Source organism: Allomuricauda sp. ARW1Y1 (assembly GCF_013407935.1).
In the GTDB taxonomy this organism is placed as follows: Bacteria; Bacteroidota; Bacteroidia; order Flavobacteriales; family Flavobacteriaceae; genus Flagellimonas.
Genome location: NZ_JACBZU010000001.1, coordinates 157675 through 181937, shown reverse-complemented (window position 1 = coordinate 181937; position 24263 = coordinate 157675). Strand labels below are relative to the sequence as shown.

The 24263-nt window shown below is 43.8% G+C and carries 20 protein-coding genes; 13 read left to right on the top strand and 7 right to left on the bottom strand.

What is annotated here, in order from left to right; translation table 11 throughout:
* Nucleotides 1–2 precede the first annotated feature (2 nt).
* From GGE08_RS00795 to GGE08_RS00785, 3 genes are all read right to left on the bottom strand, one after another.
* On the bottom strand, nt 3–2372 hold the full coding sequence (locus GGE08_RS00795) for a glycogen debranching protein (protein WP_179383017.1): 2370 nt from the start codon (nt 2370–2372) through the stop codon (nt 3–5).
* A gap of 86 nt (nt 2373–2458) precedes the next feature.
* Nucleotides 2459–4009 carry an Rne/Rng family ribonuclease gene (locus GGE08_RS00790; protein WP_179383016.1) on the bottom strand — a complete coding sequence of 517 codons (1551 nt, stop codon included), beginning with the start codon at nt 4007–4009 and terminating at the stop codon, nt 2459–2461.
* Between the two features lie 272 nt (nt 4010–4281).
* On the bottom strand, nt 4282–4572 hold the full coding sequence (locus GGE08_RS00785; protein ID WP_014032385.1) for an HU family DNA-binding protein: 291 nt from the start codon (nt 4570–4572) through the stop codon (nt 4282–4284).
* A 124-nt stretch (nt 4573–4696) separates the two neighbouring features.
* Here GGE08_RS00785 and mutY point away from each other — a divergent pair, with 124 nt between their 5' ends.
* From mutY to gldD, 4 genes are read left to right on the top strand one after another with little or no spacing between them, the layout of a single operon-like run.
* Nucleotides 4697–5734 (top strand): A/G-specific adenine glycosylase, encoded by a 1038-nt coding sequence (mutY, locus tag GGE08_RS00780; protein WP_179383015.1) that lies wholly within the window; start codon nt 4697–4699, stop codon nt 5732–5734.
* A gap of 23 nt (nt 5735–5757) precedes the next feature.
* Nucleotides 5758–6219, top strand: coding sequence for a single-stranded DNA-binding protein (locus GGE08_RS00775; protein WP_179383014.1), 462 nt, complete (start codon nt 5758–5760; stop codon nt 6217–6219).
* A gap of 25 nt (nt 6220–6244) precedes the next feature.
* A complete protein-coding gene (locus tag GGE08_RS00770; protein ID WP_179383013.1) occupies nt 6245–7555 on the top strand; it encodes a gliding motility-associated protein GldE in 1311 nt (436 codons plus the stop codon).
* Nucleotides 7545–8102 carry a gliding motility lipoprotein GldD gene (gldD, locus tag GGE08_RS00765; RefSeq protein ID WP_179383012.1) on the top strand — a complete coding sequence of 186 codons (558 nt, stop codon included), beginning with the start codon at nt 7545–7547 and terminating at the stop codon, nt 8100–8102. The genes GGE08_RS00770 and gldD overlap by 11 nt, the downstream gene beginning before the upstream one ends.
* Here gldD and GGE08_RS00760 read toward each other — a convergent pair whose 3' ends face one another.
* Nucleotides 8103–8537, bottom strand: coding sequence for a hypothetical protein (locus GGE08_RS00760; protein ID WP_179383011.1), 435 nt, complete (start codon nt 8535–8537; stop codon nt 8103–8105).
* A 216-nt stretch (nt 8538–8753) separates the two neighbouring features.
* Here GGE08_RS00760 and GGE08_RS00755 point away from each other — a divergent pair, with 216 nt between their 5' ends.
* Nucleotides 8754–9146 (top strand): hypothetical protein, encoded by a 393-nt coding sequence (locus GGE08_RS00755; RefSeq protein WP_179383010.1) that lies wholly within the window; start codon nt 8754–8756, stop codon nt 9144–9146.
* 62 nt (nt 9147–9208) lie between these two features.
* The gene (locus GGE08_RS00750) at nt 9209–11323 is read left to right on the top strand and encodes a TonB-dependent receptor domain-containing protein (protein ID WP_257023925.1); all 2115 of its coding nucleotides are present in this window, start codon (nt 9209–9211) and stop codon (nt 11321–11323) included.
* A 61-nt stretch (nt 11324–11384) separates the two neighbouring features.
* Here GGE08_RS00750 and GGE08_RS00745 read toward each other — a convergent pair whose 3' ends face one another.
* Both GGE08_RS00745 and GGE08_RS00740 read right to left on the bottom strand, forming a co-directional pair.
* Nucleotides 11385–13457 (bottom strand): pitrilysin family protein, encoded by a 2073-nt coding sequence (locus GGE08_RS00745; protein ID WP_179383009.1) that lies wholly within the window; start codon nt 13455–13457, stop codon nt 11385–11387.
* A 1-nt stretch (nt 13458) separates the two neighbouring features.
* Entirely contained in the window at nt 13459–14781 is a 1323-nt protein-coding gene (locus GGE08_RS00740) for a M16 family metallopeptidase (protein ID WP_179383008.1), read from the bottom strand.
* A 183-nt stretch (nt 14782–14964) separates the two neighbouring features.
* Here GGE08_RS00740 and GGE08_RS00735 point away from each other — a divergent pair, with 183 nt between their 5' ends.
* The 6 genes from GGE08_RS00735 to GGE08_RS00710 all read left to right on the top strand — a co-directional run bounded on the left by GGE08_RS00735 (nt 14965) and on the right by GGE08_RS00710 (nt 22213).
* Complete coding sequence (locus GGE08_RS00735; RefSeq protein ID WP_179383007.1) at nt 14965–15420, top strand: DUF4199 domain-containing protein; 456 nt, start codon at nt 14965–14967, stop codon at nt 15418–15420.
* Between the two features lie 95 nt (nt 15421–15515).
* Nucleotides 15516–16046 (top strand): 50S ribosomal protein L21, encoded by a 531-nt coding sequence (rplU, locus tag GGE08_RS00730; protein ID WP_179383006.1) that lies wholly within the window; start codon nt 15516–15518, stop codon nt 16044–16046.
* A gap of 24 nt (nt 16047–16070) precedes the next feature.
* Nucleotides 16071–16331, top strand: coding sequence for a 50S ribosomal protein L27 (rpmA, locus tag GGE08_RS00725; RefSeq protein ID WP_127142388.1), 261 nt, complete (start codon nt 16071–16073; stop codon nt 16329–16331).
* Nucleotides 16332–16474: 143 nt separating this feature from the next.
* Nucleotides 16475–18070 carry a tetratricopeptide repeat protein gene (locus tag GGE08_RS00720; protein WP_179383005.1) on the top strand — a complete coding sequence of 532 codons (1596 nt, stop codon included), beginning with the start codon at nt 16475–16477 and terminating at the stop codon, nt 18068–18070.
* Nucleotides 18071–18240: 170 nt separating this feature from the next.
* Nucleotides 18241–21102, top strand: coding sequence for a TonB-dependent receptor (locus GGE08_RS00715; RefSeq protein ID WP_409553420.1), 2862 nt, complete (start codon nt 18241–18243; stop codon nt 21100–21102).
* Between the two features lie 91 nt (nt 21103–21193).
* The gene (locus GGE08_RS00710) at nt 21194–22213 is read left to right on the top strand and encodes a phytase (RefSeq protein ID WP_179383004.1); all 1020 of its coding nucleotides are present in this window, start codon (nt 21194–21196) and stop codon (nt 22211–22213) included.
* A 179-nt stretch (nt 22214–22392) separates the two neighbouring features.
* Here GGE08_RS00710 and GGE08_RS00705 read toward each other — a convergent pair whose 3' ends face one another.
* Nucleotides 22393–23505 carry a D-TA family PLP-dependent enzyme gene (locus GGE08_RS00705; RefSeq protein ID WP_179383003.1) on the bottom strand — a complete coding sequence of 371 codons (1113 nt, stop codon included), beginning with the start codon at nt 23503–23505 and terminating at the stop codon, nt 22393–22395.
* A gap of 155 nt (nt 23506–23660) precedes the next feature.
* Between GGE08_RS00705 and GGE08_RS00700 the strand changes: the two genes are divergently transcribed.
* The gene (locus GGE08_RS00700; RefSeq protein ID WP_179383002.1) at nt 23661–24239 is read left to right on the top strand and encodes a DUF3332 domain-containing protein; all 579 of its coding nucleotides are present in this window, start codon (nt 23661–23663) and stop codon (nt 24237–24239) included.
* Nucleotides 24240–24263: the final 24 nt, after the last annotated feature.

Here is a 24263-nt window from a genome sequence, read left to right as displayed (position 1 = left end):
TCCTAATTTTTTCCAATAATCATAGAGGGTTCGGTAAACGTAAATACGGTTTTATCGTTTTTGGTTTCAGTTTGAGGGTTGCCTTCCTGCACGGTGTAGCCAATATCTGGTAAAACAACTTCAATTTTCCAATCGGGCTGTGTTTGTGTGATTTTGATTTGATGCCCATTTTCCGATGTGCTATGCCACACCGAAATAAGGTTATTCCCAATCTTGACATTTTCGAGAGAGGCGTTGTCCCACTCACTTGGCATTTGCGGCTCTATAATGATTGTTTTTTGGTGCGCCATGGGCTTGATACCAAAAAATTGGTTCACAATGGGAACCGCAAAGGCATAGATGTTCCATGCCTGGGTCATCATCCCATAATCTGGTGAAACCTCGTAAATACTGCCGGGAAGCGCATAGCTAAAGGAACGTGACATCCGCTTTAAATAGTCCAAGGCTTGGTCCGGTCTGCCATAATTATTTTCAGCTACGGCTTGTACGCCGGTGGGCAAGGTCATTACGGCTCCCGTATACGAAAACACCTTGCTGCCTTGGAACGAGCCTTCGTCCTCCCCAGCGGTCTCATCACGGTCGATTCCCGTTACGAACATACCAAAGGGATTCGTAAATTTTTTGGCGTTGTCCAAAGCTGTAATCGCCTTGGTACTGTCGGCAATTCCCATTTCCATTGGCGTATTCACTACCCAATTGTGATATAGCACAAATGGCCTTGCCTTGTTGGATGGGTTTTTCAAAATTTCTTGCCTAGTTGCCTTAAGTTCCTCTACGGCCCATGGTTTGTTCAAGGTGTCCGCTCTAACCAAGGCATCCTCTATCAATCGAAGTGCCTGTGCATCTGTCCCTATAAAATCAGCATAGGACCCAAAGGTTTCCGACCAGAATTCGGTGTTGATTTTTTCCTTTAATTCATCCGCCACTTCGCGATATTCCTTGGCTAGTTCAGGTTGGTCAAGTTCCAAGGCCATCAGGGCGGCATCGGAGAAAGCGCGCTGGGTGTAGGAGGCCACATCGATCATTTCGCTGTCCAGACCATGAATTTCCATCATGCCAAAACCGTCTGGGAACAAGTTGTTGTCGGCATCATTGGCTTCCAAAAGCCATTTTAGTCCTTTTTGTATGGTTGGAAAGTACTTCGCCAGAAAAGTTTTATCGCCGTTCCATTTGTAAATCTCCCATATCAAGGAGGCAAACTGAGGGGTTTCGTTGATGTTGCCTTCATTGAAGACGACGCCATTGGTAGACATCTCATGTAAAATCCGACCATTGCCGTTTACCGCCATGGAAACGCTGTCCAAAAGTTGTATGGTCTGTTCCACGATATCATCTTGGCCTACGGCCATGTAACCTTTTAGGGCATATTCACTGTCCACCCCAAACCACCAAGGGTAGTCTGCAATCCCGGCACCAATGCCCGTGCCTATCTCGGGAACGGTGCGCACCAGCCAATCACAGTTGTACTTCAGCCATTCAAAGGTCTCTTGCAATTGTTTGTCGGGGATGGTCAGTTTGGACTGTTGGGCCAATTGTTCATAGCGAAGTTTTTTCTCCGCTGCCATGTCGTGATGGTCGGTCAAAATATCAAGAAAAGTACTGATAGCTTCTTCTTTCGAATGATAGGATCCAGCAATGGAAAAATTTAGGGTCGTTTCCGATTTGGCAGGAATAGTCACCGCATAGGTGAGTGAGTGGGATGCTCCATTGGGTTTAAGGGAATCGGAAAGGGTTTCAGAAGTAAGGGGGTTTTGATCAGATCCAAACACAGTGTACCAAGGGTTGATACTGTCTTTCACCACCCAATGCGATTCTTCAAAAGAGCCCGAATCTTTGGAATCGATCATGTTGGAACGTTCTCCCAACCAGGTTGGCCTCAAGTTGGAGTGCCCTACGAAGTTGAACTCCCCCTCAAAGTTGTCTTCTCCATTATTTTTGAGGATAAACTGAACGAATATGCCCTGTTTTCCATCGGGTACAAATTGAACTCGTTCAATAAGCAGTCCTTCATTTTTAAAAGTATAGGTGTGTTTATTGGCGTAGGGGTAGTTGGTAAAGGTTGATGCATTTTCAAGAGGAAGCACTCCTTGCTCAGTGATCAATTGTGCCTCAAAACCGTCCATCAGTTTTATGGGATGGTTCCAAATACCTCCCATCTCTCCCTTGATATGCCAGCCCAAAGGAGGGAAACTACCGTCTTGGTGGCCCACCATGTACACCCTGTCTCCCGCGGCAACAAAAGGGGATTCCAAATAATCTTCTTTACCTGATATGTTCGGGGAGTCTTGTAAAATATCGGTCAGTGGCTGTTGGGTTTGGGGAGCACACGCCAAAACAAATAGACCTAGTAGTACGAAGAGTGTTTTTTTCATGGTAGGGATGTTGAGTATCAAAAATAGGATTTTGCCAGTAACTGGTAAAAACAAAAAAAGCGACCCGGTTTGGGGTCGCTTTTTTGTTATGGTCTTATGGTTTTACCGTCCTTGTCCTTAAAACGGTACTCTAGGTATGTATAGGCATCCCTAGGTTGGATTTTAATCCACTTCTTGTACATTTTAAACCATTTGGAACGAATGGATGGGAATCCTTTGGTTAGGTATGCCGCAATAAAAGGATGTATGTTCAATACAATGCCGTTGATTTTGCGGTCCGGTTTAAGGATTCGCTCCAAATCTGCTTGGATCTTATCGATCAAAACAATGGGAGCTTCCACTTCGGCACCCGATACGTTCGGGTTTTCCTCACTGGTTTTGATGTTCATTTCGGGACGGACCCTTTGCCTTGTAATTTGGACAAGTCCGAATTTACTGGGGGGCAAAATTTTATGTTTCGCCCTGTCGTCCTTCATTTCGTTCCTTAGGTGGTCGAACAATTTGCGTCGATGGTCACCTTTGGTCATATCTATAAAGTCTACCACAATGATTCCGCCCATATCGCGCAAGCGTAATTGTCGTGCAATTTCGGTTGCTGCCAATAAGTTGACTTCGAGTGCGGTATCTTCTTGGTTTTTGGCCTTGTTGGAGCGGTTGCCGCTGTTCACGTCAATAACGTGCAATGCTTCGGTATGCTCGATAACAAGATAAGCCCCTCGGCTCATGGATGCTGTTCGGCCAAATGAGGTCTTAATTTGACGCTCTATCCCGAATTTTTCAAAAATCGGGGCCGAACCGGTGTACTGCTTTACAATGGATTCTTTCTCTGGTGCAATCTCGTGCACATAATCCTTAATTTGGTTGTAAAGCGTTTCTTCATCAACATAAATTCCGGTAAAGGAATCGTTGAATACATCCCGAAGGATGGATGATGCCCTGTTCAGTTCCACCAATACTTTGGATGGATGGGGCGCTTTGTACAATTTCTTGCACATGTTTGTCCATTTGGAAAACAAGTTCTGTAGATCTTTGTCCAGTTCAGCAACCTTTTTGCCTTCTGCAACGGTACGGATAATAACTCCAAATCCTTTGGGCTTAATACTCTTTACAAGACGTATAAGCCTGTCCTTTTCTTCTTTGCTCGCTATTTTTTGGGATACCGAGACCCGGTCGGAAAAAGGCACCATGACCAAGTAACGACCGGCTATGGAAAGCTCGGAACTGATTCGTGGTCCTTTGGTGGAGATGGGTTCTTTTACAATTTGTACCAATAGTGACTGATTGGCCTTCAACACATCGTTGATGCTGCCATTCTTGTCAATGTCTTTTTCAAATGGAAAATCTTTTAGGGAGTACTCGCGGAGTTTTCCCGTTCTAATCTTTTTGATGAATTTCAACATGGAAGACAGTTGCGGGCCCAGGTCGTGATAGTGCAGGAACGCATCTTTTTCATAACCTACATTGACAAATGCTGCATTTAGGCCAGTAACGGGTTTTCTGATTTTGGCTAGGAAGATATCCCCTACGGAAAAGTTGTTATTGTCTTCTTCTTTGTGTAATTCTACTAATTTTCCATCCTTTAGTAAGGCAAAATCGACTGCTTCAGGAGTAGATCTTACGATTAATTCTCTATTCACCTGAATCGATTTTTATTTGTCCCACAATCAATTTCGGGACAAATGATTAAACAATATATGGAATCGGTCATTTTTCGAACCGATTGAAATTCGTTGCTTGAATCTCTATGTCAAAGAACGTAATAGGGTAAAACGAAAAAGTAGTTGAAACAACTACTTTTTCTTGTGTCGGTTAGCTCTTCTACGCTTCTTACGCTTGTGCGTCGCTACCTTATGTCTTTTTCTTTTCTTTCCACTCGGCATATGCTCTTGCTTTAGTGTTGTTAATTATATTATTTTACTTGTACGTTGGTCTTAACGCCTTCCACAAATACTTTGGCAGGCTTGAATGCAGGGATATTGTGCGCAGGAATTTTGATGGTAGTGTTCTTAGAGATGTTTCTACCTGTCTTTTCCGCTCTGGTTTTGATGATAAAACTACCAAAACCTCTTAAATAAACATTATCACCATTCTCCAAGGATGATTTTACCTCTTCCATAAAGGATTCCACTGTCGCTTGCACATCTCCTTTTTCGATACCTAGTTTCTCCGAGATCCTAGTTACAATATCTGCTTTCGTCATTTCGTCTTATTAATTTTCTAATTTTTTTCGGCTTGCAAATATAAACATTATAATTAATCTTTCCCTTTAACCCTTTAATTTTAAGTATATAAACTGATACATTTGGGCTTTATTACTTTCATCCATGAGTTTTGCCCCAAAAATCCTGAATTGGTACCGTGAACATCAACGCGATCTTCCGTGGAGACAAACCCGTGACCCTTACCGGGTTTGGTTGTCGGAAATTATACTTCAACAGACACGAGTGACCCAAGGGATGCCCTATTATTTGAATTTTGTAGAAACATTTCCTACGGTTTACGATTTAGCAGAAGCTCCAGAGGAACAGGTGCTGAAGTTGTGGCAGGGGCTGGGATATTATTCCCGGGCGCGTAATCTCCATACCACAGCCAAAATGGTTGTTACCGAATTTGATGGTCAGTTTCCACATACCTATGAAGAACTTAAAACATTAAAAGGAGTAGGCGACTATACGGCAAGTGCCATAGCCTCTTTTTGTTTTGATGTGCCCGAACCTGTTGTGGATGGAAATGTGTACCGGGTACTTTCCCGATATTTTGGCGTAGATCTTCCTATTAATAGTACCGAAGGCATTACCTATTTTAAGGAGTTGGCCAGAGAGGTGATGGATGCCGAGAACATTCGAGACTACAATCAGGGCATCATGGAGTTTGGTGCCATACAATGTGCTCCCAAAAAACCTTACTGCCTGCTTTGTCCGTTGCAGGAAAGTTGTGTGGCCCTTAAGGAGAACAAGGTGGACATACTGCCCATAAAACTGAACAAGACCAAGGTGCGGAACCGGTACTTTAATTATTTGGTATGGTTGGATGGAAATGGGAATACCGTTTTGGAGCAACGCAAGGGCAAGGGTATATGGCAAAACCTGTATCAATTTCCACTCCTAGAAACCGATGGTCCTTTGGAGGATGGAGAAATTGAAGAAAAAATGAAAGTGAACCAAACCCCGTTAGAAATTGAGACACTGTCCTTATATAATAATGAACCCATCATTCACAAACTTTCACATCAACATTTGCATACACAGTTTTGGATCCTAAAAACTTCCCATATATTAGAGGAAGGAATACCGTGGAAAAAAATCGATGATTTTCCCGTACCGGTTTTGATAGCTGATTTTATCAAGACATTTAAAATTTAGTACTTTTGACAAATTAAAGAGATATGAGCGGAACATTGAACAAAGTAATGCTGATCGGGCATTTGGGAGACGAAGTGAAAATGCACTATTTTGAAGGAGGAAACTGTATTGGCAGATTCCCTTTGGCCACCAACGAAACCTATACCAATAGGCAAACTGGGGAGAGGGTCACCAATACGGATTGGCATAACATTGTGGTCCGCAATAAGGCCGCCGAGATTTGTGAAAAATACCTCAGTAAAGGGGACAAAGTCTATGTGGAGGGGCGTTTAAAAAACAGGCAATGGCAAGGAGAGGATGGCAATATGCGGTACACTACCGAAGTGCATGTACAGGATTTTACCTTTTTGACCACTAAAAAGGAGAGTATGGCCAATGCACAGTCATCCGGTTCGTCGCCTTCCAATTACCAAGAACCTGCGGGTGGCCAAAGTTCGACCGCACCCATGGAAGATACCGAAGAGGATGATGACCTACCATTCTAAATACAAAGTTTAAAGCAATACTACATTGGATCCCGAGCCCCATAGTTTGGCATTTTACCTTTCCACTTTTAGTGGAGTCTTTACCATTAAAATAGTTGTGCTAGTGCTGTTGTTGGCCTGCTCAGCCCTTATTTCGGCAGCAGAGGTGGCCCTTTTTGGCCTATCTCAGACCGATGTGAACGAAATGCAGGAAAGCAATTCGTCCCGAAGCAAATTGATCGTGGAGCTACTGGCAAAGCCGAAAAAGTTATTGGCGACCATTTTGATTACCAATAATGCCATCAATATTGGGATAGTATTGCTTTTTAGCTCCATCGGCAATACCATTTTTGCAGAAATCGATGGCACCCTCCGCTTTTTGTTGGAAGTGGTAGTGGCCACCTTTTTAATATTGATGTTTGGTGAAATTTTACCAAAAATCTATGCGAACCGCAATAGGGTGCAGTTTTCCCAGTTCATAGCCGTGCCGCTTAAGGTGCTCAACTATATCTTCACTCCCTTGAGCTCACCCATGCGATCCGTGACCCTTTTTATGGAAGACAAATTGGGCAAGAAAAAATCCAACCTGAGCATCAACCATCTATCCCAAGCGCTCGAACTGGCCTCCGAAGGGGACACCACCAAAGAGGAACAGAAGATTCTCGAGGGCATCGTTACCTTCGGGAATACCGATACCAAGCAGGTAATGTGCCCACGCATCGATATTTTTGCGCTCAACGAAAAAATGAAGTTTCCAGAAGTGATGGAAGAAATAAAAGAAAATGGCTATTCCCGAATCCCAGTTTTTTCCGAAAATATGGACAACGTGCTTGGGGTTTTGTACGTCAAAGATCTGTTGCCCTACATAGAAAGAAAGAATTTTAATTGGATGTCGTTGATACGCGAACCCTATTTTGTTCCCGAAAACAAGAAACTGGACGACCTGCTTTTGGAATTTCAGGATAAGAAGAACCACTTGGCCGTTGTGGTGGATGAGTACGGAGGTACATCTGGAATCGTTACCTTGGAAGATATCATCGAAGAAATCGTGGGAGATATCAGCGATGAGTTTGATGATGAAGATTTGGTCTTTTCTAAATTGGATGATTACAATTTTGTGTTCGATGGCAAAACCGCCCTCAAGGATTTCTACCGCGTGGCCAAAATAGAGGAGGAGAACGAATTTGAGAGTCAAAAAGGGGAATCCGAGACCATTGCCGGATTCGTGCTGGAAATTTCAGGTAGCTTTCCTAAAATCGGGGAAAAAGTACCTTTCAAGGACTATCTGTTTGTAGTGGAAAGCATGGATAAAAAACGATTAAAACGTATTAAAGTAACTTTACCACATGAAGCATAAGATGTTCCTATTTTTGGCGCTCGCCATATTCTCGATTGGTTGTAAGGAGGAGGTACTGCCCAAACCGAAAGCCATGCTCCGATTGGAGTATCCGACGGCCGACTACCAAACCGCGGATACTGATTGTGTGTACACCTTCGACCAGAACAGCCTGTCCAATATCAAGGAAAACAAGGATTGTTCCCTTGTACTGGACTATCCCATGATGAAAGGATCCATTTACCTAACCTATAAGCCCGTTCAAGGAAATTTGGACACCTTACTGGTAGATGCCCAAAAATTGTCGTACGAACACGTGGTGAAGGCCGATAATATTGTGGAACAACCCTTTATCAACCAAGAAGATGGAGTGTATGGCATGTTCTACGAAGTGAGTGGCAACGCCGCCTCCCAATCACAATTTTATGTGACCGACAGTACCGATCATTTTGTGACTGGGTCACTGTATTTTTACGCCAAACCGAACTACGACTCCATACTGCCAGCGGCCATGTACCTCCAAAACGATATCCGGAGGATTATGGAAAGCCTGCGATGGAAGGAATAGTTATTGCAACGTATCCTTGGCCAACAGGGCCTGGGCACGTTCAATACTACCGTTGATTTTTTCCTTTACCACCTTCACTTTTTCCTCTTCCTCGTCCAGTAGTTGTTGCTTTTCTACGGAAAGTTCTTTGCCGTTCATGATTTCGTCGTGGTTGAACCGATCACCAAACTCCTTCATCCAATCCATCATGGCAGTGTTGGCGTCTTGCAGATCCTTCATAGCTTCTTCGTACTGTTGGCCAACTTCTGTAGAATCAACCTTAGGTCGAAGCTCACCGACCAATTTACCAATGGTGCTCATTTTGGGCATCACCTCGTCGTGGATGGCCATCACCTTTTCCATTTGTGTAGGACCCTCGGGGGCCTTTTTCTCCTCTTTGCAGGAGGTGCTGATCAATAGACAGGCCAAAGCCAAATAGGAAACAAATTTTTTCATGATCTCGAATTTGAACACAAAAATAAACAGGAATTGCTTAGCCAAAGAGTAAGGGAACTTTAATAAATGTTAATAATGAACAATTTTGGGTTTCAGAACAGATAAAACAAAAAAAGACATTTTTATCCTAAAAAAAGACGAAATGTGACTTTTATCACATTAGGGAATACAAAGAGTACCTAATTTTGCTAAAAAGTTTACGTCAAAAGGCAAAAAGTGCAGTCTAGCTCCCAACATAGGACCATCAACAAAATTGGCATTGCCTTGTTGTTCATCGGTATGATACTGATTAGCAACCTACGGTTTTCGTCCATGTATGTTTACTATAGTTTGGATAGGGAAGGCTTTATTGAACAACTCTGCGAGAACAAGGATAAACCGGAACTCAATTGCGATGGAAAATGTATGTTGGCGCAGATGCTCCAAGCACAATCGGAAGATGATGAACCCATGCCCATTATAGGTTGGGAAGAGGTTTTGGTGTTTTTTGTAGTTCTTCCCAGCTACAGTATGAGTCCTGAAAAGAATCATGAAATACATACAGTCCAGTATGTAGACCTATATACCTATCACTATACCCCAAGGCTTATAAAGCCTCCAATGATTTAAGATGCCCCACGAATCGGTAGTCAAACCCTACCGAACATGTATAATCTTAAATCAAAATCAAAATGAATACAAGTACAATGGCAAAACTTAGTGTTTTGCTTTTCGGGACAGCTGTGTCCTATGCGCAACAGTCCAACACTCAGGATTCCCTCGAAAGAAAACCGGTACAACTGGACGAAGTATTGGTACAAGGAAAAAGAAAGTCAGACCCCGTTTTTTCGGCCTTTAAGAGCGAACAGGAAAAAAAGATAGTCCAATCCAAAAATGTGGCCGACCTTTTTAAGGACATTAATGGCTTCAACCTTATCAAACGGGGCAATTATGCCATGGACCCTTCCTTTAGGGCGACCCAATATGAGCAGTTGAACGTGCAGTTCAATGGTGGAACCAAGGTGATGCACGCTTGCCCCAACCGAATGGACCCTATAACCACCCATGTAATACCGGAAGAGATTGAACGTGTGGAAGTGGTAAAGGGCCCCTATACCTTTAGGTATGGCCCCACCTTTGGAGGTATCGTGAATCTGGTCACGCAAGAAGTGGAGAAACAGGAAAAAGGGTACCATGGCAAGGTAAACTTTGGGGGTGAGAACAACGGTAACGCCATAACCAGTTTTGCCAATGTTAAATATGTGGGTGAGCAGTTCGATGCCAACCTTAATTTTGGGCTACGTGATTTTGGCAACTATGTGGATGGTGACGGCAACGAAATACCATCTTCTTTCAAAAGCACGGATTACGGAGTTCAGGTCGGATACAACCCAACCGACAACCAAAGGATCCAATTAGGATTCCGGCAGTCGTTCGGAAGGGATGTATTGCACGCAGGATTACCCATGGATACCGAAATCGACGATTCCAACGTACTCTCTTTGGATTATAAATTGGATAATATTTCTGATGGTTTGCGGACGCTGAGCGCCAAGGTGTACCGTTCCAGGGTCGACCACGTGATGACCAACGAGTTGCGTCCGAGCTTTATGATGACCGAGGCAGTGTCCGAAGTGGATGCGACCACAGTGGGTGGAAGGATGGAGTTGGAATGGAGACCCGCTGAGGATGTTAAATTGTACACTGGGATTGATGCCTTTTCGGTCGGAAGAACAGGGAACAGGACCCGCTTGGTAAAAATGAACATGATGACAGGGAACCCGCTACCCATGCCCATGGAATTTGTGGATGAGGTTTGGCAGGATTCCCAAATTGAGGATTATGGAGCGTTTGTGGAGGGCAAGTATCCCTTGAGTCAAAAACTGTTGTTGAATGTTGGGGCCAGGTATGATATGGTCCGTTCCCGAACCGATTCCCCTTCGGATGATTTTGTAGCCGAATACCCTAACTTGGACACCCGCACCGAACACAATATCAGCACTACGGCTTCGGTAAAGTATATGGCTTCATCGCATTTACTGTTTGAATTGGCCTTTGGAAGAGGAGTGCGTTCCGCCAACATGATTGAGCGTTTCATCAACCATTTTACCGTGGGGCAAGACCCTTTCGAATATGTGGGCAACCCTTTCTTGGATGCCGAGGTGAACAATCAGTTTGAATTGGGCGTAAAGGGCAATACCGATTTTGAGGGCTATGCGCTGAATCGATTGGATTTTGGGGCTTCCGTTTATTATTCGGATTACGGAAACTACATCGTGGCAGTTATCGACCCCGAATTGGACAAAAAATATATGCCCATGGCGGAACCAACAGCGGTAAAAAGATTCACCAATTTGGAAAGTGCCTATAAAACGGGATTTGAACTGTTTGCCGAGTTGGCTTTTTTGCAGGATTTTAGTTTTAAAACAGAATTGGCTTATGTGTATGCCAAAAACCAAGATCTGAACGAATCTTTGCCCTTAACGCCACCTTTGGTGACCCGCTTTAATCTCGATTTTGAAAAGGAAACCATATGGGCCAAAGCCACCTACACCCTCACTTCGGAACAATCGAACATTGCGCTTTCCTTCGGGGAGCAGGTCACGGATGGATACGGGGTGTTGGACCTTCGCTTTGGTGCAAAACCTTTTGAACACCTAACCGTTGGGGTAGCTGCATCCAACGTTTTTGATACAACCTATAACAACCACTTGAATTTTTCATTTGTAAACCAAGCGGATTTTGGCAGAGTACCGATCAACGACCCGGGAAGAAATCTTTCTGCCTTTATTCAATATAGTTTTTAGTCCTTTCCCAAAACTAAAAAGGCGCTCCACTGGAGCGCCTTTTTTTGTAAGGGACTGTTTTTTATTTAAAATCCGAGGCATCTACCCCCTCATTTACTTTGATTTCCTTCACAAGAAACTCAAAGTTTTGGGGCCCCATGCTTTGCATCAACTTAAACGGGAACTTGATGCCGGAAACTTCTTGGTAATCACCATAGCCTAGAGTGCTGGTCATTTGTTGGCCTTGCATCTCTTGAGTGTTGATTTCTTGAACTTTAAGCCCGGTCTCTACGTCATAAAAAGCCGTTTTGTTGTCACTAATCTTTAATTTGTATGCTTTTTTATCGCCCACGGGCTCTATCCCTTCCAAGGAAACATCACCTGCGGCCAAATAGTTAAGTTCGGGGAACGCGGCTGATTCTTCCTTGATCTTGGAAATCTCTTCTGGGGAAAGGTCCTTGCGTTGGCCCTGCACTACCATATAACCACTATCGCCATCCAACACTTGTTTTTGCATGGAATTTCCCTGCACTTTCACATTTTGCATGAATTGGTCCTGAGCTGTTTTCTTCATCTCCAGTTCCAGTTTCATGCCCTGCATCTCTGCTTCGGCCACCATGGAATACGATTCTACCCCTTCAAGCTTGGCTTTGCCTCCAATCGCTTGGATGTAGTTTTCGAGTACTGTTTTCGCATCCATTCCTTCGGGAACTGCAGCATTGTAATCGGGCTTTTCTGTCTTGTTTGCATATTTATCAAAATACAACACGGGAACGTCTTTGCCCTTAAAGGTCACTTTTTCCAAATTTTCCAATACATCGCTTCCTTTTCCAGTGACCACCACTCTGGCGTTTGTAGTGGAGAAATGCTTTTGGGCAGCTTGGAGCACATCCTCTTTGGTAATAGCGTCCAATCGTTCCAAATAGGTCTCGTAAAAATCCTTTGGAAGGTCCTCTGTTTCGATGTTCAGGGCATATTCCGCCACTGTTTCGGGCTTTTCAAGTGCCATAACGAAGCTTCCGGCGTATTTTGCCTTGGCATTGGCCAGCTCTTCATCGGATACGGGTTCGGTAGTAATTTTGTCGATTTCCTTTAAAATTTCAACTACGGAACTGTCGGTCACCGCATTCCTTACCTGTGCATAGGCATTAAATCGCATAGGGCTGTATTTGTTCGCCCTGATGCCAGAGTACGAACCGTATGTGTATCCTTTGTCCTCACGTAGGTTTTTGAACAATCGGGCCTGTCCGCCGCCGCCCAAGATTCGGTTGGCCAACAAGGCATCCAGATAATCTTCGTCCTTCATTTTCAGATCGGTGATGTTCTGCACGGCCACTTCGGACTGTACGGCATTGGGCATATCCACAAAGTTGATCTGCGTGTACTGCACATCTTTGGGGTCGGAATAGGTGAAGGAAGGCGGAGCCGCTTTCGACCAAGGAGTGAACGCCTTGGTCACCAATTCTTTTACGTTTTCGAATTCCACATCCCCGATGACCACCAAATAGGCATTGGCGGGCACAAAATAGGAACGATAAAATTGCTCAACATCCGCTAGGGTAACATTGTTCACCGTTTCCTCTGTCATAAATTCACCAAAAGGATGATTTTTTCCGTAGGCAAGGGCCAATTGCACTCGGTCTGCCACCGCGGAAACGTCTTTTTCTTCGGATTTGATCGCTGTGATGATTTTTTCCTTTTCCTTATCAAACTCTTCGGGAAGAAAGTTCGGGTTAAGGGCAGCATCTGCCATCAGTTCCAAAATTCTTGGAAAATATTTGGACAAGGAGCTGGCAAAGGCACTTTGGTCACCTATAAACACTGTTGCGCCCAAAAAATCCACTTCTTCGTAGAATTCATCTTTTGGGATGTTTTTGGATCCTTTTCCCATCATGCTCGCCGTGAGTGCGGAAAGACCTGCTTTGTCCCCTTCCATAATGGGAGGGTTGTCAATCGAGAGCTGTACACGCACCCTTGGCAATTTATGGTTTTCCACCACCAGTACTTTCAGGCCGTTCTTCAATTCAAAACGGGCAGGATCTTTCAGGTTGATTTTGGGAGCTGGGCCTGGTTTGGGCTGTGTGCTTCGGTCTATTTGTGCGTACGATGCTGTCATGAAAAGCGACAGCACGGTCAAAACTAAATACTTTTTCATCTTAATTAGCGTCTTTTTGTTCTGGTAAATATTCCAACTCCAAGCGTTGGTTCACCTTCAAATATTTTTTGGCCACTTCCATGATTTCCTCTCGGGTAATGGAGCGGTAAATGTCGATTTCCGTGTTGATGAGGTTGGTGTCGTCCTTGAGCATGTAGTTTTCGGCCAAGGAATTGGCAATGCCCTCAACACTGCTGTTGGCATTTACAAATTGGTTTTCGAACTTGTTCTGGAGTTTTTGGTAATCCTTTTCAGAAATGAGCTCCATCTGAAGCTTTAGGATTTCCTCATCGATTTCCTTTTTGATGTCCTGGATGGAATTGTCTCCCACGGGAAGTCCTCCAACAATGTAAGAGCTGTAATCTTCCGCATCCACAGGTACCGATAGTATTTGTAATGCCATTTTTTTCTCGTCCACCAGTTTCTTGTAAAGTTTGGAGCTTTCCCCGTCACTCAAATAGGTAGAGATCATGTTGATTACATAGGCATCGCGCTGACCTTGCCCAGGAGTCCGGTAAGCCAATAAGATGGCTGGGATTTGGATATTGGGGTCGTAATACTTGGCAAATTTTGTGGTGGTGATGGGCTCTTCCTTTACGTTGGGTCGCTGAATTTCGGCGCCTCTAGGGATAGGGCCAAAGTAATCTTGAATCATTTTTTTGGTCTTTTCGGTATCAAAATCACCAGCTACCACCAAAACGGCATTGTTGGGCACGTAATAGGTTTTGTTGAATTTCTTGAAATCATCCAAAGTGGCGCTGGCCAAATGGTCCAACGACCCGATAACGCCCCAACGGTATGGATGTTCGGTGTAGAGATTTTTCAGGATTTGCTCAAAAAAGGCACCGTAAGGAGCATTGTCCGTTCTGAGCCTTCTTTCTTCCTGTACCACTTCTTTTTGGGTATCGACCCCCACTTGGCCTATAATGGGATGCAGCAATCGCTCCGATTCCAGCCAAAGGCCTACCTCCAAACTGTTGGATGGGAACACCTCATAATAATAGGTGCGGTCCAAAAAGGTATTGGCGTTGTGCCTGCCCCCGTTGGAAGCTACGATTTGGTCCCATTCACCACGTTCGATGTTTTTGGTACCCTCGAACAATAAATGTTCAAAAAAGTGGGCAAAACCTGTTTTGTTGGGATCCTCGTCCTTGGATCCCACATGGTACATTACCGATGTGGTCACTACTGGGGCGCCATTGTCCTGATGTAGGATAACGTGAAGCCCATTGTCCAGGTCATACTCTTCAAAAACGACTTCCTGTGCAGAAAGCGTGGTCGCTCCAAAGAGCATGAGCCATGCAGAAAACAAATGTTTTTTCATTGTAATAGTCAGTATTTAAAAATTGATGTTGCTACGGGGTTGGTATCGATTTCTTGCTCGATGTTACGCAAAATATAAAATATTTTGTGGGTGGGCAGAAGTTTTATAAAAGTCTTTAGATTTAAAATTTAGCATAATTGGCAAACATTCAGTAAATTAATACATGAATCCAAAAACAATACTATGAAAAACATTACCCTTCCAATCCGTTTCGGAATTGTCACCAGTGCGGTGCTCATTGCCTATTTTTTGATTTTGGCGTTAATGGGCAAGCACACGAACGTCTTTTTTAGTCTGTTCAATGGGGTGATTACGGGTTTTGGGATTTATGAGACCATTAAATACACCAAACTGCGGAAAGGTAAAAACTTTACGTATGGGAGCGGGTTTACGGCAGGTATCACAACAGGGTTTGTGGCCACCTTGCTGTTCACCATTTTCTTTGCATTTTATGCCACGGAGCTGGACAGTGCCTTTTTAGGGGAACTTTCCACCGCTTGGTCCAGTGATTATAAGAACTTCGAGGGCATCGTCTTTTTTACGGTGGCCATCATGGGGTTTGCCACAACTTTGGTTTTAACGCTTTCCTTTATGCAATTGTTCAAAACCAGCAACAACTCCAAAAAAATAATGGGTTAAATCAAATAGAATACTTGTAGATTAAGGATTTAGCAGTATATTTGCACCCGCTAATTTTGACAAAGCGAAAGAATTTTTAATCTAATTAACGCATTATGTACGCAATTGTAGAGATGGCAGGGCAGCAGTTTAAAGTTGCAAAAGACCAAAAAGTGTACGTTCATCGTTTGCAAGAGGAAGAAGGTGGCAAGGTCACTTTTGACAAGGTCCTTCTTTTGGAAGATGGTGGTAACGTAACCATTGGCGCCCCGGTCATAGAAGGTGCGGCTGTTGAAGCCAAAGTAGTAAAGCACCTTAAGGGAGATAAGGTAATCGTCTTTAAAAAGAAAAGACGTAAGGGTTACCAAAAGAAAAACGGTCACAGACAGTATTTGACCGAAATCGTTGTGGAAAGCATTGTAGCGAAAGGCGCTAAGAAAGCTGCCAAAGCAAAAGCTGAAGCAAAACCAGCTGCTGAACCAAAAGCAGAGAAAAAAGCGGAAGCCCCAAAGAAAGAAGCTCCAAAGGCGACTGAGGATTTAGGTTCCAAAACGGTTGCTGAATTGAAGGAAATGGCAAAAGCCAAAGAAATCAGCGGGTACTCTTCTATGAAGAAAGCCGAGTTGATCGAAGCGTTAAGCAAATAAGACAAGAACTAAAATTTATATATCATGGCTCACAAGAAAGGTGTAGGTAGTTCAAAAAACGGTAGAGAATCAGAATCGAAACGCTTGGGTGTTAAGATTTTTGGTGGTCAGGCAGCTGTTGCCGGTAACATCATTGTAAGACAACGTGGTACCAAGCACAACCCTGGCGAAAATGTATACGCAGGAAAAGACCATACCTTGCATGCCAAGGTAGATGGTGTTGTGAAGTTTGAGAAAAAAGCTGGTGGAAAATCATTTGTATCCATCGAGCCTTTCCAAGCATAATCAATCACAACAGAATTGATACAAGGGCCCCGCAAATGCGGGGCTTTTTTATTTGAGAAATTTTAATGGTTTTATAACCTAACGGTGATGTTAGGGTTAGCCTGAAAAACGAATTTCATTGTTTGCTTGTCCAAGTACGCATCATGAAAAAGATTTTCGGGTTTGTATTGTTTTTTTTGACAGTCTGTATGTTGCCAATTTCACTGTATGGCCAACAAGCAGATGATTATTTGGATTTGGGACTGGCTGGAGAAGCCTATCATATACTTCAGAAGCAGTTGGAAACGGCCAAGCAGCACCCTGAATCACCGCTACAGATTGCCGTTGGACATCTAGAACTTGGAGCATATTATCATACCCTTGGTCTGTATACAGAAGCATTGGCACAATATAATTTTGCCCTTGAACAACTGGTTCATCATCCCGATGATATGTTGTATGCGGAACTCAACAACAACATTGGCAAAGTTTACCTTTCCCTAATCAATTTTGAACTTGCTGAACAGTATTTTGAGGAGACCAAAACAGCATGCGAGCAACTAGGCGACAAAAAAGGTCTGGCCACATCTTTGGGACTTTTGGGGGCAAGCCACGAAAAGCAATCGGAATACGAGGAAGCCTTGGAAGATCAAAGAAGGAGCTTGGCGCTTTTCAAAGAGCTTCGTGATGATTTGGGCACGGCACTGACCAACGAAAATATCGGAAGCATTTATGAAGACCTTGAACAATTTGATCTTGCCTATGATTATTTCAACAGGGCTTATGGCCATCTCAAAGGGACCGGAACCGAAGCCGAGGCGAATGTATTGAACAATCTAGGCGATGTTTTTCGGAAAAGAGGGGAGTATCCGTCCGCCTTGGAAAAAACCACCTTGGCACTGGAACTTGCCATCCAAATCAACGACCTTCATCAAATGGAAAGTGCGCACAAGGACCTCTCCAAAACCTATGCGCTCATGGGTAATTTTGAACAGGCACATGCCCATCTGCTGCTGGCCGAGCAATACAACAGCGATATGCTCACGTCCCAGAACAGCGATCAGCTGAACGTGCTCCAGACCATTTACGAAACCAACAAAAAGGAAGCAGAGATTGAGCTGCTCAAAGAGCAGAACAAGGTGAGCGAGGCCCATCAGAATTTACTTTGGGTAGCCCTCTTTTCAATTGCGGTCATCTTCGTTATTATGTACTACTACATGGGCAGAAAGCGAAAGGCCAAGCTCAAGATTCAGGAATACAAACAACGCATGCTAAAGGCGGAACTGGACAAAAAGGCCATCGAAGAAAAAAACCTCCAACACGAGGTACAGCTTAAGGCAGCCTCCTTGTCCCGATACAGCCTGCACCTTTCCCAGAAAAACAAAATCTTACTGGATATGTCCAACACCTTAAGAAACATAGCTTCACGCAAGCACATGGACACCTCGAGCAAAATCAAGGAGTTGGTCAAGGAAATCGACTTCAATCTAAAACAGGAACAGGAGTGGGATGAGTTTATGAGCTTTTTTAAGGAAATCCATCCCGAATTCGTCAAGAAATTATCTTCATTGTCCCAAAACTCCCTTTCGCCCGCCGAACTCCGCTTGGGCATGCTGTTGCGGTTGAATCTTTCCTCCAAGGAAATTGCATCCATTTTACGGGTAACCCCAGATAGTGTCCGTGTGGCCCGCCATCGACTTCGCAAAAAACTGCCCATAGATCAAAAAGAAGAATTGGTAAACTTTATGATCGATCTTTAGCACCATTTCCTCCCTGTTTTATGGAAAAGGTTATGCCAATGTAAAATAACTGTAATTGTTGCCCTCTTGTTTCTGTGCATTTTCCCTTTTGTTTCCTTTTTGTTTCCCTTTATTTCAAACCATAACGAATTGATATACATAGTTTTGAGAAAACCAAAACGCAAATTGAAATGAAACTAATGCATATCAAAAATTACCTGTTTGTAACGCTGTTCTTAGTCTTTGGCTTTGCCACAGCACAAGCCCAAACAGGAAATATTCAGGGTACCATTTCCGATGAAAACGGAATTTACGTCTCTGGTGCCAACATCTTTATCGAAACGCTGAACAAAGGAACCATTTCCGATTTTGATGGAAGGTTTACTTTGGTGGGTGTACCAGAAGGAACCTATACACTTCAGATTACCTACATAGGATATGGAAATGTAGATCAAGAAGTATCGGTTGCCTCTGGAGAAACAGCCAGTGTGGTGGTAGAATTGATGCCTACCAATTATCAATTGGACGAAGTGGAAGTCGCTGCACAAGGTTTGAGCGGCCAAGCCAAGGCGCTGAACACGCAACGAACCAATTTGAACATTACCAACGTGGTTTCCACCGACCAGATAGGAAAATTTCCCGATGCCAATATCGGTGATGCGGTAAAACGTATACCGGGTATCACCATGCAAGTGGACCAAGGGGAGGCGCGTAATGTGATTGTGAGGGGTCTTTCGCCACAACTCAACTCCGTGACCTTGAACGGCAGTCGTATTCCATCTGCCGAAGCTGATAATCGTAACATTCAAATGGACCTGATTCCATCGGATATGATCCAGACCATAGAGGTGAACAAGGCCGTAACCCCCGACATGGATGGCGATGCCTTGGGAGGTTCCGTGAATTTGGTTACCCGAACAGCCCCGCAAGGGTTTCGACTTTCGGCAACCTTGGGCTCCGGGATAAATTTCATAACAGATAAAAGAAACTTAAATGCTTCGTTCCTAGTAGGGGATCGTACCAAGGACGGAAAATTTGGATGGATGTTGGGTGCTGTGATTCAGGATAACGATTTTGGTTCCGATAATATCGAGGCAGAATGGACGGATGAATTCGCATTTACCAATGCAGAAGGAGAGGAAGAAGAATTGGATGTAAATCCATACACCAATGTGGCCGAGCAACGGACCTATTTAGTGCAACGCGTACGTCGTAGTTTTTCTGCCAATTTTGATTATCAGTTCGATGCCAATAACTCCATCTACCTTAAAACCATGTACAACTGGAGGGATGATAGGGAGAACCGTTATGTCTTGGCCCAAGAGATTTTGGATGCGGAGGATATTGGCCCTGATGATTTTACCATCACCAACGGTATCCCGACCCGTTTTCCGGCAGAGATAGCCCGAGAAACCAAGGGGGGAATAGACAATAACCGAAACCAAAATGCCCGTTTGGAAGACCAGCGTATGCAAAACTATACCCTTGGGGGAAACCACCTTTGGGGCAACGTAAAAGTAGATTGGTTGACATCGTACGCCAAGGCATCCGAAGAGCGATTGGACGAGCGCTATGCGCAGTTTGCTACCGAATACACCGTAATCAATGACAATAGCGACCCAGAGTTCCCCATCATGACCGCTGCAAACCCAGGAGACGCCAACAATCTATCGGCTTTTGAGTTTGATGAGATTACCAACGAAACCCAATATACGGAGGAAGATGACCTCAATATTTTTGTCAATGTTGAAATTCCTGCGGACCTTTTTGGAAAAGGAGATGGGACCGTAAAATTTGGGGCAAGGGGACGCTTTAAGAACAAGAATAGGAACAATGATTTTTTTGAGTATGATTTGGAAGACACCTTCCCTACGCTGGATGCAGTTCCAAATCGGGATTTTACCGACCCGGATTATTTGGCCGGAGGCCAATATGCAGCAGGATTCTACGCAGACCCTGCATGGCTCGGCGGTCTCAATCTGAACGCGGACAACGGAGAATCCATCATCGAGGAATTTCTTCCCGGAAACTTCGATATTTCAGAAAACGTATATGCAGGATACATGATGGCCAATCAAAAACTTTCGGATAAGTTGAGCGTATTGGCAGGGGTTCGTTTGGAACACACCCAATTGGAATCCGATGGTTTTAGCGTAACATTTACGGAAGATGACATCGTCTCCCAAGAAGTCAGTGCCGATAACTCATACACCAACATTTTGCCCAGTGTACATTTTAAATATGATTTTAGTACCAACACTATTTTACGTTTTGCGTGGACCAATACCTTGGCCAGACCCAACTATGAAGACTTGATTCCAAGAGCGGAAATTATCAATGCTGATGACGAGATTATATTGGGTAACGCAGCTTTGGACCCGACCACTTCCATGAACTTTGATTTGATGGCAGAGCATTATTTTGAAAGTATTGGGGTAATCTCGGGAGGTTTATTTTATAAAAATATCGACGATTTTATTTATACCTTCATTTCTGAAGCTCCGGACAACTCCTTTGGCCCAGATACAGAAGGTTTTGATGTATTCCAGCCATTGAACGGGGACAATGCCACTATTTTTGGGATGGAATTTGCCTTCCAGCGGCAACTCGACTTTCTACCGGGCTTCGCTAGAAACTTCAACATCTACTTGAACTATACATATCTTACTTCCAGTGCCGATGGCATACGAAACGAGGATGGGGATGAGCGAACCGACTTGGACTTGCCCAATACCGCACCCAATATGTTCAATGCTTCCTTGGGTTACGCCGGTAAGCGATTCAGTGCCCGTTTGTCTGCGAACTTTTCAGACTCCTACGTGGATGAAAGTGGAGGAAACGCCTTTGAAGACAGGTATTATGATCAGCAGTTTTTCTTGGATTTCAATTCTAGTTTTGCCATCAATAACAAGCTCAGGATCTATGCCGATTTGAACAACATCACTAACCAACCCCTACGCTTTTTCCAAGGCGTAAGCGAACGTACGCAACAAGCGGAGTACTACGGACTTCGATTGACCTTTGGTTTGAAGTACGATTTGTTCAAAAAATAAAATCAGGTAGTATATTTTATATACGGTGCCACAACGAGAACCTGCCTTTTGGTAGGTTCTTGGAACTGGTATTTTTATCTTAACCATAACTATGAGAAAAACATACATTCCACTATTTGCCATTTTAGCCATGGTTTCCTGTCAACAAGGAAGTAAACTGCCAGCCATAGCGCCCGATGTGATTACCGAAAAAACCCCGAACGACACCGATGACCCCGCCATTTGGGTGAATCCCGATGATGTCTCCAAAAGCATTGTCTTTGGAACCGATAAAGAGACGAACGGAGGAATATATGCCTTTGATTTGGATGGAAAGATTATTCAGGAAAAATCCATCAAAAACATAGAACGCCCCAATAATGTGGATTTGGCCTACGGTTTCCAGTTGAACGATTCCGTTGCGGTAGATGTAATTGCCTTTACCGAAAGAGAAAAGCAACAGATCAGACTGTTTTCTGTTCCGGATATGAAGCCATTGGATGGTGGGGGCTTTCCCGTTTTTGAAGATGAAGCCAATATTGAGCAGCGTTTGGCCATGGGTATCAGCCTCTACAAATCGCCGAAGGACTCTTCCCTGTATGCCATTGTTGGTAGAAAAATAGGTCCAAGCGGTTCCTATCTCTATCAATATAAGTTAGAAGCAGATAGTATTGGGGTTACTGCTAATTTGGTACGTAAGTTCGGAAGCTTTACGGGCGGAAAGGAAATCGAGGCCATTGCTGTAGATCACGAGATGGGCTTTGTATATTATTCCGACGAAGGCGAGTGCATCAAAAAGTACTATGCAGAACCGAGTATGGGCGATGAGGAGTTGGCTTGCTTTGGCGGCGAGCTGTTCTTGGAGGATATCGAGGGCATTGCCATCGCCCGGTATCCAAACGGGGAGGGATATATCATCGTTTCCGACCAGCAACGGGGGCAGTTCAATATTTTTTCCAGAAAGGACAATAGTTTCATCAAAGCCGTCAATCTATCCACTTTGGAAACCGATGGTTGCGATGTGGTAACGGTTTCATTGAACGATACCTTTTCGAACGGGCTTTTTGTCGCTATGAACGACGAAAAGAACTTTTATTTTTACGATTTGAACAAAGCGCTCGACCTGAAATAGTTCTTGTGTGCATTTTGGTTGAAAAATTCGTCAGTTCGAGTTTGTTTTTGGAGCTCAGTGGAGAAAACGAGTATCGAGAACGGGATTTTCCCTAGAAAACCGTATTCTGGATATAAAATTTTCAAAATTTCACTCGAATTGACGGTTTTCAAGTTAAAAGAACAAAATGCACTACGGGTCTAAAATGTAAGTTTTCGTTTGCGGGCGGTAATTTGCCAAGTATCCACTTTTTCCCCGTTTTCAATTACGGAAACTTCATCATGGAGATTGATAGTGGGGCAAATATGATAGGGAATGCCATAGAGGACATCGCCCACTTTGTAGTTGTCCCACTCCTTTACTTTAATAACCCCATGTTCCTCACTTTGTGAAAGCAGTTCGTAGCCATCAAGGTTCACGAATTTGACTCGCTTATCAATCGGGTTTTCAGCTGCGACCGATTTATGACCAAGATCTACTGTGATGATGCCCTCTGTGGGTTTTGAAATGATTCGGGTAATCAAAAGCGCAGCATGCTTAAAGTCCTGTTCTTTTAGTTTCTCGCCATATCCCCAATCCCACAACACACAGGTGCCCGGGCTGGTAATCCGTTTTTCCTGAAGTAGATGTGAGGTAAACGAGGGCGTTCCCCCACAGATAAGCTGGGCTTTGGGATAATCTATTCGGAGCGCATCAAAATAGGTTTCCACATCCTGTACCCCTTTTTCTATCTGTTGGTTGCGTAACTCAAAATCGGAGTCCCGTAAATGCCCATCGTAGGCATGAAGTCCACTCAAGACTAAGGATTTACAGATTTTTAAATAGGCAATCAGTTCATCCAGTCGAGGGCCTATTTCAATACCCGAACGGTTCATGCCGTTGTTGATGTCGATATAAATTTGGACCTTCAGTCCCTTTTCCTCAGCTTTTTGATTGAGTTCCTCGGCGCTGTCCACATTGTCCAGAAGGGCGGAAAACTCCGTATTGGGGTAATGCGGTATCATCTCCAATAAACGGTCCACTTTGGGCCCAACCAATTGATGGGCAATCAGCACGGTGGCGGCACCGGCCTCGGCGGCAATCTCTGCTTCGGCAATGGTAGAGGCCTTAAATCTTTGAATTCCGGATTTCAACATCAGCTGCATCACTTTGGGCATTTTATTGGTCTTGATATGAGGCATCAACCTGTCGGTTTGACCATCCACCAAAGAAACCATCTTACCGATGTTGTATTCTAAGTGCTCCTTGTACAATGCTATGGAAGGGGAATCCACAGTTTCTATATTTTCAATATGGTACCACGTATTGTCCATCACTTTGCCTTTTTGAATGCATAAAGGTAACAATCCCGATCCGATGTATGGATATGGAATGGCAGCTGTCAAGAAATCGGGGCGCTAATTAAGCGGGAAGACTTTCCATCAAAATCTTTTGTACCTTAACTACCATTAACTATAAAACTTATATTATGAAAAAAGCAATTATTTCTTCATTATTGGCCTGTTCCATACTATTCACTAGCTGTTTGGGCTCTTTTAGGGCATTCAACAACCTGAAGGATTGGAACCAAGGACTGACCGATAGCAAGTTCTTGGACAACTTGATTTTTTGGGGATTGAACATTGTTCCTGTGTATGGATTGTTCTTTCTTGGGGATGCCTTAATATTCAACGTAATAGAGTTCTGGTCCGGCTCCAACCCTATAGCCATGAAGGATGGGGAATCCGAAATCCAAATGGTGGAGCATGATGGCAATACCTTTGAGATGGTCGCCACCAAAAACAGGATTCAGGTGACCGTTGTGGAAGGACCTAAAAAAGGAAAGAAAATTGATTTGGTGTACAAGCCAGATGAAAAATCCTGGAACGCCGTTCGTCCCAATGGGGAAATCATCAAACTATCTTCGTTTGAAGAAGGTTTCTATATTGTGTATATGCCAAACGGGGAGAAGGTAAAAATTGACCCAATGAGCACTAGGGAAGAAGGATTGGCTCTGCTAAATGAAAGTAAGACTTGCTATTATGGCGAGACCTTATTGGCCGATTAATAAAAGTAGAATAGCAATAAAAAA

What these genes read in the sequence shown, in the direction of transcription:
- GGE08_RS00795 (WP_179383017.1), bottom strand. Translation starts at nt 2,372, where the DNA reads ATGAAAAAAACACTCTTCGTACTACTAGGTCTATTTGTTTTGGCGTGT.
- GGE08_RS00785 (WP_014032385.1), bottom strand. Translation starts at nt 4,572, where the DNA reads ATGACGAAAGCAGATATTGTAACTAGGATCTCGGAGAAACTAGGTATC.
- mutY (WP_179383015.1), top strand. Translation starts at nt 4,697, where the DNA reads ATGAGTTTTGCCCCAAAAATCCTGAATTGGTACCGTGAACATCAACGC.
- GGE08_RS00775 (WP_179383014.1), top strand. Translation starts at nt 5,758, where the DNA reads ATGAGCGGAACATTGAACAAAGTAATGCTGATCGGGCATTTGGGAGAC.
- gldD (WP_179383012.1), top strand. Translation starts at nt 7,545, where the DNA reads ATGAAGCATAAGATGTTCCTATTTTTGGCGCTCGCCATATTCTCGATT.
- GGE08_RS00760 (WP_179383011.1), bottom strand. Translation starts at nt 8,537, where the DNA reads ATGAAAAAATTTGTTTCCTATTTGGCTTTGGCCTGTCTATTGATCAGC.
- GGE08_RS00750 (WP_257023925.1), top strand. Translation starts at nt 9,209, where the DNA reads ATGAATACAAGTACAATGGCAAAACTTAGTGTTTTGCTTTTCGGGACA.
- GGE08_RS00745 (WP_179383009.1), bottom strand. Translation starts at nt 13,457, where the DNA reads ATGAAAAAGTATTTAGTTTTGACCGTGCTGTCGCTTTTCATGACAGCA.
- GGE08_RS00740 (WP_179383008.1), bottom strand. Translation starts at nt 14,781, where the DNA reads ATGAAAAAACATTTGTTTTCTGCATGGCTCATGCTCTTTGGAGCGACC.
- GGE08_RS00735 (WP_179383007.1), top strand. Translation starts at nt 14,965, where the DNA reads ATGAAAAACATTACCCTTCCAATCCGTTTCGGAATTGTCACCAGTGCG.
- rplU (WP_179383006.1), top strand. Translation starts at nt 15,516, where the DNA reads ATGTACGCAATTGTAGAGATGGCAGGGCAGCAGTTTAAAGTTGCAAAA.
- rpmA (WP_127142388.1), top strand. Translation starts at nt 16,071, where the DNA reads ATGGCTCACAAGAAAGGTGTAGGTAGTTCAAAAAACGGTAGAGAATCA.
- GGE08_RS00720 (WP_179383005.1), top strand. Translation starts at nt 16,475, where the DNA reads ATGAAAAAGATTTTCGGGTTTGTATTGTTTTTTTTGACAGTCTGTATG.
- GGE08_RS00715 (WP_409553420.1), top strand. Translation starts at nt 18,241, where the DNA reads ATGAAACTAATGCATATCAAAAATTACCTGTTTGTAACGCTGTTCTTA.
- GGE08_RS00710 (WP_179383004.1), top strand. Translation starts at nt 21,194, where the DNA reads ATGAGAAAAACATACATTCCACTATTTGCCATTTTAGCCATGGTTTCC.
- GGE08_RS00705 (WP_179383003.1), bottom strand. Translation starts at nt 23,505, where the DNA reads ATGGACAATACGTGGTACCATATTGAAAATATAGAAACTGTGGATTCC.
- GGE08_RS00700 (WP_179383002.1), top strand. Translation starts at nt 23,661, where the DNA reads ATGAAAAAAGCAATTATTTCTTCATTATTGGCCTGTTCCATACTATTC.